The following is a 13,543-nucleotide window of genomic DNA, read 5'->3' on the forward strand; positions in this document are numbered from 1 at the left end:
TTAAACAACGGGGCTGATTGCCAGCCCCTTTTTACATCCCTACCCCTGCTCCTTGCTCGCCTGCAACTGCCGGGCCTTTTCCATAAGCGCCGCTTTCTCTTCAGGTGTCATTGCATCCATGCGCAAACGTGCCTGGGCGATTCTCTCCAACTGCCCAGCGACAGTTTCACGCTCACGCAGCTCCCGCGCCAATGCCGCCACGCTTGGGTGATCAAACACCACACCGGGATGAATCTCGCATTGCAGCAGTTTGCGGATGCCTGCCACCAGCTTGATCACCAACAAGGAATGCCCGCCTGCGGCGAAAAAGTCCTCCTCGATGCTCAGCCGTTCCAACCCGACCAATTGGGCCATGCGCGTGGACAACAGGGTTTCAAGCGCATCCCGTGGCGCGACGTACACCGCCTGGGAAGCCACAGGTTGAGCGTGTTGCAGCGCCTTGCGGTCAACCTTGCCGTTTGGCAGGCGCGGCATGCGTTCAAGGCTCACAATCTGGCGCGGCACCATGGCCGCCGGGAGATGCTGGGCCAGTTGGTTTTTCAATTGAGGCCCTACGTCCTCTGCCGTCGCCGCACGCATTACCACAAACGCTTGCGGCTCCTCTTGCACCAGCACCACCACGGCCTCACTGACCTCGGGCAAACGCAGCAACTGCGCCTCTATCTCCGCCAGCTCAATGCGGAAACCACGCACCTTGACCTGATGATCGCGACGGCCATACAGCTGCACGCCCCCCTCCACCCGATAACGGGCCAGGTCTCCCGTGCGGTAAAGGCGCGCGCCGTCCACCAGCGGGCTATGGATAAACGCGTCTGCATCCGCCTCGCCCTGCAAGTAGCCTCGGCACAACTGATGGCCACCGATGAACAACTCACCGAGTTCACCCGTTGCCAGCAATTGCGCGTCGGCGCCCAGTACGAAGACTTGGTTTCCGGGAAGCACGTGGGTCAGCGGCACGCCATGGGACACGTCTTCCGCAGGCAGTAACGGATGCACCATCACGCCCACTGTCGCTTCGGTGGGGCCGTAATGGTTGAACACGCGACAGTCGGGCCGCAGCTGACGAATGCGCTGCACCAGGCTCGCGCCGATGGCTTCACCGCCCAGCACCAGCGTGTCAGGCAATACGGCGGTATCAGCCTCAAGCAAGGCGGCCAGGTGCGACGGCACGATTTTCAGGCAATCGATGCTGTTTTCCCGCAGGAACCCGGCGAAGCCCTGGGGATCTTGCAGGGTCGCATCGTCAGCTATATGCAAGGTCGCGCCGTTGTAGAGCGCGCCGAACAAGGCGGTGTTGCCGAGATCCGCCGCTACCGTGGAACTAAAGGCAACGTGACGGCAGGCGGACAGGCCCAGTTGCTGGCTGCTGCTCGCGGTGTAGTTGAGTAACGCGCCATGCTCGATCAATACGCCTTTGGGCTGGCCGGTGGAGCCGGAGGTGAACAGCACATAGGCGACGTCACGGGCCTGCACGGACACCGCCGGGGCCATAGAGGCATCCTGGGTTGATGCGCCCGGATTGAGCAGTTTGAACGCGGTCAGCGGGTCGTCCTGGCCTGGCTCATGAGTCACCAGGATCAAGCTCGCGGCGGCGTGCCCTGCAATTTCAGCCTGGCGCGCCACTGGCCATTGCGGGTCCAGCGGCAGATAGGCTGCCCCCGCACGCCAGGTGGCAAGAATGGCGACGACCAGTTCCGCCGAACGCGGCAGCGCCAGGCCCACGATCGACCCAGCGCCCACACCCTGGCGCAGTAATTCGGCACTCAAGCGCGCGGTGCGGGCGTCCAGTTCAGCGTAGCTAAGGGCCTGGCCCGCAGCGACCAACGCCACGGCATCCGGCGTCTGATCAGCCCACGCAGCGATACGTTGCGGCAACAACTGCGGCGTTTGCATGATTTGCGCCGGCGGGTTCAGTGCCAGCAACCGGCTCTTTTCGTCGGCACCCAACAGGTTCAGGCGTGCAAGGGTTTCATCCGGTTTGTCGGCGATGCTGTGGAGCAACTCGCGGAGCTGGCCCAACAGCGTCTCGACGGCGGGCGCCGTATAGCGTGCGGGATTGAAGTCCAGTGATAAACCTTGAGGTTCGCCAGACGCTGCGATTTCCAGCTGAAGGACCAACTCGAATTCAGGCAGACGGGCCGGCAGGTCGCTGCCCACCCAAACCATCCCGGCCACTTCACGCGGTTCCGAAACCCACCGATTGCCAAAACCGACCGCAGGCGCGGCCTGTTGTGGGAATGACAACGGTGTCCAGTATTCCTGCCAGGTGCGGTGCTGATCCAACTGCGCGGCCAAGGTGGTCACCAGCTCACGGAAGGTGCTGGCCGGATCAATGCGAATCGCCAACGGCAGGGTTTTCTCGAACAGGCCCAGGCTGTGGCTGAAAAATTCATAGTCCAGGCGCGCATCATGCCGCCATCCCGCCAGGAATGACTCCCGACCACTGATGCGCGCCAGCAGTACCCACCAGGCGGCGTGCATCAGCACGTCCAGCGGCAGCCCCGCCGTGCGCAGGCGAGCCAACAGCGATTGATCCAATGGCACGCTCAAGCGTTCTGCCGGCAGGACTTCTGCGCACGTCAGGCGATAGGGCAAGTCTGGCCCGCTGAGCAGCCCCTCGTGCCCTTGCAGATACTGCTGCCAGTAAGCCTTGGCGGTGTCTGCGTCTTCGTCGAAGATCACCTCGCTGCGCCATTCCAGGTACTGGGAAAACTGCCCCGGCTCGTCCTCTTCAAACCCTTGCTGCCCATAAGCGGCCAACAACTCCTGTTGGATCAGGGCCAAGGTCCCGGCGTCGGCGGCGTAACGCGCCACGCCGATCAACAGTTGCCAGTGGTCCGTTTCCAGGCGCTGCAACAACGCGCCGATCAGCGGCTGTTGCTGCTGCAACCACTGCTGTTGGCGTGCAATCACCTGTTGGGGCGACGCCACGTCGAGCCACTGGGTCAAGCTCACCGCTTCAGCCGGCGCGACCCGCTGGCGCAATCCGTGATAACCACTCACGGGCGCAAATTGTGCATTCAATGCTTCGTGGCGCACCGCCAGGCTATCCAACGCGTGTTGCAGGCGCACCGGGTCCAGCTCGCCACGAATATCCAGTTTCAGGCAGTGGGTCAGATCCCCCCAGCTCGCCCCTTGTTGCCGTGCGTCCAGATGCTGTTGCTGCTCGACCAGCAACGCCAGTCCCGCGTCCACGGTTCCCTGTTGTGCAGTACTCATGCTCCGGCCTCTTCCTTTTCGGTCTCGCTATGCGCTACGTGCAGCGCGCTGCGTTCAATCATTTCGCCCATTGCCACAACGATCTTGCGCGGTCCTTCGAAGGGATCACGTGCGTGGGCAGCCAGCATGTTGTCCAGCAGGATGACATCGCCCTTGTGCCAGTCGAACCGCACCGCGCAGGCTTCGTACAGCTCGCCCACCAAGGCCATGACTTCGTCTTCAATCGGCGAGCCATCGCCGTAGTACACGTGCCGAGGCATACGCTGCTCGCCGAACAGCGCCAGCAAGTCTTCGCGCACATCCGGGTCCAGACAGAAGATGTGGTGCAACTGAACCTGGTTGAAGAAGGTTTTTTCCCCCGTCACCGGGTGACGGATGATCGCCGGGCACGGGGTGCGGATTTGCAGTTCATCGTTGTCCAGCCAGGTCCACGCGATGCCCGCAGCCCGGCAACGCGCCTCGACGTCGGCACGCACGTCGGTCTTGAAGAAGTGCTGCCAGGAAACGTCGAGCTTGTCGGCAAAGGTGCGCACGTACAGCAACCCCTTGTCCTCGAAGCGCTCGCGGATCGCCGCCGGCAACTTGAGGTACATCTGCCGGCAGTCCACCACCGGTGTGGCGCCGCCGATTGGGGATGGCTGTTCGCAGAAGAACAGCTGCTTGCGCGGCCAGCGGTCCTGATGGGAGCTTTCGTTATGGAACAGGATCATTTTCTTTTCGGGGTACGGCGTGGACCGGTAGGTGTTCTTACCGCCCTCTTTTTTCGGCAAGTCGCCATATTGGCCATAGAGGCCCGGCTGTACAGCTTCAGCAAACGCTTCGAAGTCATGAATATCGCGCAGGGCAAATCCACGGAACAGAATCCCCGCATGGCGAGCCAGTTTTTCTTCCACCAGGGCGCGGTTGTCCTTGATCCAGGCCACCAGGTCCAGGCCCGGATCAGTGGGTTCCATCAGCAATGGAAAATCCTGCCCGGGTACCAGCAGCGATTCACGCATCAACGCACCGGCAGGCCTGTCGGTGCGGCTCTGGGATTTTTTCAGGAACTTGCCCAGCTTGTCGGCCTTGATGGCTGGCGGTACGGGCGTCGTGGTTTGTTCCAAGGTGTTGGTAGGCATGGTGATATCCCCTAATTGAATGTTCGGATCACACACAATCTGTTCAAGAATTCCCGTCCAGGCGTTGACGAATGACTCGATGCGTTGTTGTTCAAACAGGTCGCTGGCGTACTGCCAGGTACCGTGCAGGCCGCCTGCATCCTCATCGATGAACAGGGCCATATCGAACTTGGAGTAACCGCCACGAGTGGGCAGTACCTCAACCTCGATCCCGTCCATCTGGCCACCCTGCACCGGCAGGTTGTTCATCACGAACAACACCTGCACCAGTGGGTTGAAACCCCGTTGGCGCGGGCGCGGCGAGGCCTCCACAATCATGTCGAAGGGCAGGTCCTGATGATCGAAAGCGTCCAGCGCGGTGCCTTGGGTGGTGGCCAGGAAAGCGCTGAACGGTTGCTGCGCCACGAAGGTCGAGCGCAGCGGCAGAATGTTCACGAAGAAACCGATCAGACCTTCCAGCTCAGGCTGCTGGCGCCCGGCAACGTCGGCACCGACCAGCACGTCATCGCTGCCGCTGAGGCGATGCAGCAGGATCTGGAACGCGGCCAGCATCGTGCTGTAAAGCGTCACACCGGCACGCGCCGACACAGCCTTGAGCCCTTCATGCAAGGCCAAGGGCAGCGTGAAACCGAGGTCGCGACCTTCATGGGTCGGCGCCTGGGGGCGCGGTTGGTCGGTGGGCAGTTGCAACACGCCGCTGTGACCGGCCAGTGCCTGTTCCCAGTAACGCGCCTGCGCGGCCAGCACGCCGGTGCGTTGCAGTTGCTGTTGCCAGAGGGCGTAATCGGAATACTGGATCGGCAGCGGCGGCAGCGGCTCAACGACCCCCGCCTTCGCCCGGCCATAGAAGCCCACCAGTTCATTTACCAGCACCGCCATGGACCAGCCATCGGAGATGATGTGGTGCATCGAATACAGCAACACATGTTCGGTGAGGCCCAGCTTGAGCACCTGTCCACGTAACAAAGGCGCGTGCAGCAGGCTGATGGATTGGCGGGTGTTCGCCTCAACGGCGACCGCGACCCGGCGCTGCTGTTCAGCGGGATCCAGGGACGACAGGTCCAGTAACGGCAAGTCGACCTCCACGTGCGCGGCAATGACGGCCAGCGGATCCCCTTCCTCGTCGGTGATGTAGGCCGTGCGCAGGGTTTCGTGGCGGGCAACCACCTGTGCCAGGCTGCTGACCAGCAGCGGCACCGACAACTCGCCGCGCAAGCGCACGGCCAGCGGCATGCCATAGGCGCCACTGGCCTGCGACAGCTGTTCCACTACCCATAGCCGGCGTTGCACCAGGGACAGTGTCGCGCTGGTTTTTTCGCCGTGGGCCACTAACGGGCTACGCGCCAGCGACGTGTCCTGCCCGGTGCGGGTGGAGATCGCCGCGATAAAGTCTGCCAGTCGCGGCGCGCCAAACAGGTCACGCAGGGTCAGGTCGCAGGCCAACAGCGTCTTCAAGCGTGCGACCACTTGGGTGGCCAATAGCGAATGCCCACCCAACTCAAAGAAGTGATCGTCCAGCCCGACCTGTTCCAGCCCCAGCACGTTTTGCCAAACCTCGGCGACCTGAATGTCCAGGGCCGTTCGGGGTGCCACATAGTGTTTTTGCCGTTGGCTGACATCCGGCTTTGGCAAGGCTTTACGGTCCAGTTTGCCGTTGGGGCTCAGGGGCAACACGTCGATCAGCATCAGGAAACTCGGCACCATGTAGTCCGGCAACGACTGACGCAACGCCGCCGTCAAGGCGTGCGCCTCCAGGGCATCCGACTGGGGCACGACATAGGCGACCAACTGCGCGCCGGTCGGCCCGTCCAGCGCAATCACCGCCGCCTCGCGCACCTGAGGCATGGCTTGCAGACAGGCTTCGATTTCACCCATCTCGATCCGGAACCCACGGATTTTCACTTGATGGTCAATGCGGCCCACGTACTCCAGGGCCGCGTTGTCGTTGTAGCGAGCCAAGTCGCCGCTGCGGTAGAGCCGCGATCCCGGCACGCCGGAGAACGGGTCCGGCAAGAAGCGTTCGGCGGTCAGCGCCGGGCGATCGAAGTAGCCCTGGGCCAAGCCCGCCGCCGCACCGATGCACAGCTCACCGACGCCGCAGGTCGGCAGCAATTCAAACCCGCTGTCCAGCACGTACAGCGCGCGCCCGTGGATCGCCCGCCCGATGGGCATGCCAAAGGCGTCATTGGCATCTGCAAGCTGGCAGTCATGCACGCTGGAGACCACGGTGGCCTCGGTCGGGCCATAGGTGTTCACCAGACGAACGTTGCCCAACCCGGCCTCGTACCAGGCACGTACGCCCTCCACGGCCATGGCTTCGCCGCCGACATGCACTTGGCGCAAGTTGCCCAGGGTGCGGCCATCGACGGCGCACTCCTTGGCCAGCAAGTACCAATAGGCCGCGGGCAAGTCGGCCAGGGTCACGCCCTGCTCGACGATTTGCTGCGCCAGCAACCCGGCGTCCCACAGCTCATCGCCGCGCATGATCAGCGCCGCGCCGATGCACAGCGGCGGGTAGCATTGCTCGACAAACCCGTCGAAGCTGAACGTCGCAAATTGCAGCACGCGGTCGGCAGGCGTCAGCGCACTGTAATCGGCCGCTGTGTCGCAGAACTGGTCGAGTGCAGCATGGTCGATGGCCACACCCTTGGGTTGGCCGGTGGAGCCTGAGGTGTAGATCACATAAGCGAGGTCGGCGGCAGCGGCGTGGTTCGGTGGATTGGTCAACGGGTAGCCCGCCAGCTCTTCACCCTGCGCGCTGAACTCCACACGTTTGAGCCCATGGGGCAATGGCAGATCAGCCAGCAAGCCGGTCTCGCTGAGCAACAGGTTCAGACGGCTGTCTGCCAACATGTAGCTCAGGCGCTCGGCTGGGTAGTTGGGGTCCAGCGGTACGTAGGCCGCGCCACTTTTGAGGACGGCCAGCAGGCTGACGATCAACTGCGGGCCACGCCGGGAAACCAGGCCTACCCGTTGGCCCGGGCCGACACCCTGCTCCAGCAGGCGGTGAGCCAGACGGTTAGCCCGCTGATTGAGCTGGGCGTAACTCAGGCGTTCACTGCCTGCCTGAACCGCCAACGCATCAGGGGTGGCTTGGGCTTGGGTGGCGATGCGTTCATGCACACGCATTGGCCGCGGCGCAGTACCAGGGGATTGGCTGATGGCGAGCAGAGAGGCTTGCGTGCTGTTGTCCAGCAGTTGCAGGGTGCCGAGTGGCGCGTGGATATCCGCCACCCATTGCGCCAGCAGGTGCTGCAGGTTGGCGCTCAATTGCGCGACGTGTTGCTCGGTGAACCGCGCCCGGTCGTAGCTGAACTCCAGGCGCAAGCCAGTCCCCAGCTCGATGCCCAGGGTCAACGGGTAGTGAGTGCGCTCATGGTTGTGCATCTTGCCGAAGGTCAGGCCCGCTGGCGCGCCTTGCTTGAGCGCTTCGGCTACCGGGAAGTTTTCAAACACCAGCAAGGTGTCGAACAGTGCGGCACCTTGTTGTCCGGCCCAGCCCTGGATGTCGTAAAGCGGTACGTGTTCATGGTCGCGCAGGCTGAGGTTCAGCGCTTGCAGCTCCGCGAGCCAGGTGGCGGCGGACTGGGCCGGCGAGGCCGCGCTGATGATCGGCAACGTGTTGATAAACAGGCCCAGTTGCTGCTCGATACCCGGCAACGGCGCCGAACGCCCGGCAACAGTGGCACCGAAAGCCACGCAATCCTGGCCGGTGTAGCGTTGCAGCAAGAGGCTCCAGGCGCCTTGCAGCAGGGTGTTAAGGGTGACTTTGTGCTGGCGCGCGCAATCGCCGAGCGCGCGGGTGAACTGGCTGTCCAGAGTGGTGTGATGGTCGGCCATGCCCGCCCCTTCGACCGGCACGCGCAGTGCTTCAGCCAGCAGGGTTGGGGCTTGCAACTGTGCCAGGGCTTCGCGCCAGAACTTTTCGCCCGAGGCTTGCTGCTGCAGCCAACCCAAGTAATCGCGGAACTGCCCCAACGGTGCGGGCAAAACGTGGCCTGCGTAGTCGGCAATGACTTCGCCGAGCAACTGGGCATTGCTCCAGCCATCCATGAGGATGTGATGGCTGGTGAAAATCATGTGCCAGCCCGTACCGGCACCGCGCACCAACATCAGGCGAAACAGGGGCGCCGCGTTCAACTCAAAACCGCGCTGACGCTCGGCGTCGGCCAAGGCGTCGAGGTCAGCATGCGGGTCTTCGATCACGTGCAGCTGCAAATCGACCTGGCGCTGGATCACTTGATGGGCGCTGTCCAGGCCGAGCCAGTGGAAGCTGCTGCGCAAAATGTCATGCCGATCCAGCGCCGCCTGCCAGGCACGACCAAAGCTCAGCAGATCGAGGCCTTCAATGTCCACGCGCAACTGGTTGATATAGGCCTGGGCTTCAGGCTCGTACAGGGTGTGGAACAGCATGCCTTGCTGCATGGGCGACAGCGGGTAGATATCGGCGATGGCCGGGCCGTCCACGGGCAAATCATCCAATTGCTGTTGGGTCAGGGTTGCCAGCGCAAAGTCCGACGGCGTCACCTGCCCGGCGGGTGTATCGCAGCAGTGCTGGATCAAGGCGTTGAGTTCGGCGGTGTAATCATCCGCCAGGCGCTGGATGGTCGACGCCTGGAACATCTCGCGGCTGAACCCCCATTGCAGCGCCAATTCGCCGCCATACACCTGCCCTTCCACCGTCAGCCAGTTGGCCAATGGCGCTTCGGGGTCTTGGGCCTGGCCGCTGCCTTGGGTGGCGGGCACGAACAATGCGGACTCATCGAACTGGCGATCGAACTGGCCGAGGTAGTTGAACGTGATGCGCGGCGCGGCCAGGCCCGCAAGGGCTTCACGCACCTGAGGCGCCGCCAGGTAGCGCAGCAAGCCGTAGCCCAGCCCCTTGTCGGGCACGGCACGCAGTTGCTCCTTGACCGACTTGATCGCGGTCGACAGCTCGCCGTCCGCCTGCAGACGTACAGGGAACAGGCTGGTAAACCAGCCAACAGTGCGGGTGAGGTCGACGGCGTCGAACAGATCTTCGCGACCGTGGCCTTCCAGTTGGATCAGCGCCGCAGCCTGCCCGCTCCACCGGCTGACTACCCGCGCCAACGCCGTCAGCAACAGGTCGTTGACCTGAGTGCGATAAGCCGCTGGCGCGTCTTGCAGCAACTGGCGGGTTTGCTCGACGTTGAGGCGGGATTCAAGCTTGCAGCCCAAGCGGTTTTGCAGCCCGCCGTGGGGGTTGTCGCACGGCAGCTCGGCGTCGACGGACTGCGCCTGCCAGTAAGGCAGTTGTTCGCTGAGGGTTTGCGCGTGGGTGTGCAGTTGGTTCGCCCAGGTTTGGTAGGCACTGGTCTTGGCCGGCAAGGATGCCTGGCGGTAAGCCTGTTGCAGGTCTTCCAGCAGGATGCGCCATGAAACCCCATCCACCACCAGGTGATGCACCACCAACAGCAAGCGCTGGGTGCCATCGGCCATGGAGACGAAGGCGGCGCGCAGCAGCGGGCCTTGCGTCAGGTCGAGGCTGCGCTGGGCTTCGTCGCATAGCGCGGCCAGTTGCGTATCGTCGGTGGCATGGGAGTGCCACAGCGCAGGCTCGTCGACGGGCGCAGCGTGGGTTTGCTGCCAGCCGTCGGGACGCTGCACAAAACGCAGGCGCAGGGCGTCGTGGTGGTTAATCAACTGCGTCAGCGCCGCTTCCAGGCGCACCGGATCCAGGGCCTCGCGCGGGGTCAGCAACAAGGATTGGTTCCAGTGGTGACGTGCCGGGATGGCCTGGGCGAAAAAGCTGTGCTGTACCGGCGTCAGCAGCACCTCGCCGCTGACCGGGCCTTGGTCGATAACGCTGGCCTGCTCAAAGGTGGCGACGAGGGCCAGGCTGCGCACGCTCTGGTACTGGAACAGGTCGCGCGGGCTGAGGCGAATCCCCGCCTGGCGCGCACGACTGACCACTTGGATGGAGATGATCGAATCTCCACCCAACTCGAAAAAGTTGTCTTCCAGGCCGACCTGCTCGACGCCGAGTACGTCGCTCCAAATCGTTGCCAGGGCTTGTTGCAGTGGGTTTTGCGGGGCGCTGTAGGCTTGTTGCGGCGCAGCGTCCGGCAGCGGCAGCGCTTTGCGGTCGAGCTTGCCGTTGGCGGTCACCGGCAGCTTGGCCAGGTGCACCATGTGGGTGGGCACCATGTATTCCGGCAGGCTGCTGAGCAGCCAGGCCTTGAGGTCGGTCGGCGCTTCACCTTCCAGCACCAGGTAGGCCACCAATTGCTTGCCGCCCTGCACCAGCACCACCGCCTCACGCACGCCTGGGTGTTGCATCAGGCGCGTCTCGATTTCTCCCAACTCGATGCGCAGGCCGCGCAGCTTGACCTGATGGTCGAGCCGACCAAGGTAGTCGATCACGCCATCCTCACGCTGGCGCACACGGTCGCCCGTACGGTACAAACGCGCACCGTCACCGAAAGGGCTGGGCACGAAACGCTCGGCGGTGAGTGCCGGGCGACGGTGGTAACTGCGGGCCAGGCCGGTGCCGCCCAGGTACAGCTCGCCGGACACGCCGGCGGGCACCGGGTTGAGCTGCGCGTCGAACACGTAGGTGCCAAGGTTGGCGATGGGGCGGCCAATGGGCACGGCGTCACGGCCTTCGTCGACGCAGGTCCAGTGGGTCACGTCGATGGCCGCTTCGGTCGGGCCATAGAGGTTGAACAACCCTGCCTGGGGCAGCTTGGCGAAGACTTGCAGTTGCGCATCCAGTGGCAAGGCTTCGCCGCTGCACACAATGCGCTTGAGGCTGGTGCAGCCCTGTACGCCCGGCTCATGGACGAACGCCTGGAGCATGGAGGGTACGAAGTGCAAGGTGGTGATGCCGTGCTGGCCGATGGTCTCGATCAGACGCGCCGGCTCGCGGTGTTCGCCAGGGGCCGCGACCACCAGGCGCGCGCCGGTCATCAGCGGCCAGAAGAATTCCCACACCGACACGTCAAAGCTGAACGGGGTTTTTTGCAGTACCGCATCGCTGGCGTCCAGGCCGTAGGCTTGCTGCATCCAGCACAAACGGTTGACCAGCGCGCGGTGGCTGTTACCGGCGCCCTTGGGCTTGCCGGTGGAACCGGAGGTGTAGATCACATAGGCCAGGTTCAGCCCGTGGATGGCTATGGCGGGCGATGCGCTGCTGTATCCGTCAAGCCAGCCAGGCGCCTGGTCCAAGGTGATCACCTGGATGCCCTCGGTGGGCAGCGACGGTACCAGGCTGTGCTGGCTGAGCAGCAGTTGGATGCCGCTGTCTTCGATCATGTAGGCCAGGCGTTCCTGGGGGTATTCAGGGTCAAGCGGGACGTAAGCGCCGCCAGCCTTGAGAATGGCCAGCAGGCCAACGACCATTTCCACGGAGCGCTCGACGCAGATCCCCACCAATGCATCGGGACCAACGCCCTGTTCGCGTAAGGCGTGAGCCAACTGGTTGGCACGGGCATCGAGCTGGGCGTAGGTCAGCGTTTGGGCACCAAACACCAGTGCCGGAGCGTGGGGTGTGGCCTGGACCTGGTCTTCGATCAGTTGATGAATGCCACGCTCAGTCGGATATGCCTCTGCGGTTTGATTCCAGGCCTCAACCAGCACCTGCTTCTCCTGGGTAGCCAGCATCGGCAACTCGCCGACGCGCTGCTCGCCATCGGCAACCATGGCCTGCAACAGGCTGATCCAGTGCCGGGCCATACGCGCGATGGACGGCGCGTCAAACAGGTCGTTGGCGTACGTCAGCGCGGCGTGCAGGGTGCCGGATTTTTCATACGTGTCGAGGGTCAGGTCGAACTGGGTGGTACGGCCTTGCCACTCCACCAACGCCAGCTCCAGGCCGGAGGCGGTACTGACCGATGCAATATCGGCCACTACCGGCTGGTGGTTGTACATCACTTGGAACAGCGGCGTATGGCTGAGGCTGCGCTCGACTTTCAGGGCTTCCACCAGACGCTCGAACGGCAGTTCCTGATGGGCCTGGGCGCCGAGGGCGTGCTCTTTGATGCCTTGCAGCAACTCAGCGACACGGGTTTGCCCGGTCAGCTCGGTACGCAACACCTGGGTGTTGACGAAAAACCCGATCAGCCCTTCGACTTCACTGCGGTTACGGTTGGCAATCGGCACGCCGACGCGGATATCGCCCTGGCCGGTGTAGCGGTGCAGCAGCACATTAAAGGCACCGAGCAACAGCATGAACAGCGTGAAGTTGTGCTTTTGCGCACAGGCGCGCAGTTGCGCCGCCAGTGCCGGCTCAATCGCGAAGTTATGGCGGGTGCCCTGATAGCTGGGCATGGCCGGGCGCGGACGGTCCGTCGGCAGTTCCAGCACCGGGTGCTCATCGCCCAGGCGCGCCTGCCAGTACTCCAATTGACGGGCCTGCTCCCCCGCTTCCAACCAGCGGCGTTGCCACAGGGCGTAGTCGCTGTATTGGATCGGCAGCGCCGGCAATTGCGGTGCCTCGTTGCGCTCATGGGCGTCGTAAAAGCGGATGAACTCGTCGATCAGCACATTCATCGACCAACCGTCGGAGACGATGTGGTGCAGGGTCAGCAGCAGGACATGCTCCTGGGCGCCAAGCTTGAGCAATTGCACACGCAGCAGCGGGCCGTGCTCCAGGTCGAATGGCAGCAGCGACTGGCGGGTGGCTGCGTCATTCACTGCCTGCTCGCGTTCCGCCGGGGCCAGGTCAGTCAGGTCGAGTTGTTCAATGGCCAATGAGGGTTGTACGGCGACTTGCAACAGGCGCTCATCGGCCTGGCGCTGGAACACCGTACGCAGGGTCTCGTGACGCGCCACCAGGCTGGCGAATGCCTGCTCCATCGCGCTTAAGCTCAGCGCTCCCTTGAGTCTCACCGCCCCCGGCAGGTTGTAAGCGCCGCTGGCCGGGTCCAATTGCCACAGGAACCACATGCGCTGCTGTGCGTAAGACAGTGCCTGACGGTCCTCCACCTCCACCCCGGCTGGAATCGGAAACCGGGAGAAATCCACCCCTTCTTTCTGCAGTGCTTGCAGGAACAGCTGGCGTTTTTCCAGGGGCAACCCGATAAACCGGCGAGCAAGTTTCAAGGAGTCTTCAGCATTCATTTGTTGGAGTCCGGAGCAATAGGCAGGAAGCACAAAGGCACGTCGTCCCTATAAAACGAACCGGAGAGGGAAAAATTAGCGGCGGGTGGAGGGGTTGGAGCGAGGGGTCATCATGGGTTACGTCA

General features: G+C 63.3%; 2 protein-coding genes. Both read right to left on the minus strand.

Going from position 1 to position 13,543, the window contains the following annotated elements:
• Nucleotides 1–39 precede the first annotated feature (39 nt).
• Nucleotides 40–3,219 (minus strand): non-ribosomal peptide synthetase, encoded by a 3,180-nt coding sequence (locus AB4N82_RS28240; RefSeq protein WP_122763630.1) that lies wholly within the window; start codon nt 3,217–3,219, stop codon nt 40–42.
• Nucleotides 3,216–13,418 carry an amino acid adenylation domain-containing protein gene (locus tag AB4N82_RS28245; protein ID WP_460104011.1) on the minus strand — a complete coding sequence of 3,401 codons (10,203 nt, stop codon included), beginning with the start codon at nt 13,416–13,418 and terminating at the stop codon, nt 3,216–3,218. The genes AB4N82_RS28240 and AB4N82_RS28245 overlap by 4 nt, the downstream gene beginning before the upstream one ends.
• Nucleotides 13,419–13,543: the final 125 nt, after the last annotated feature.

This window comes from Pseudomonas sp. H1_D04 (assembly GCF_054683855.1).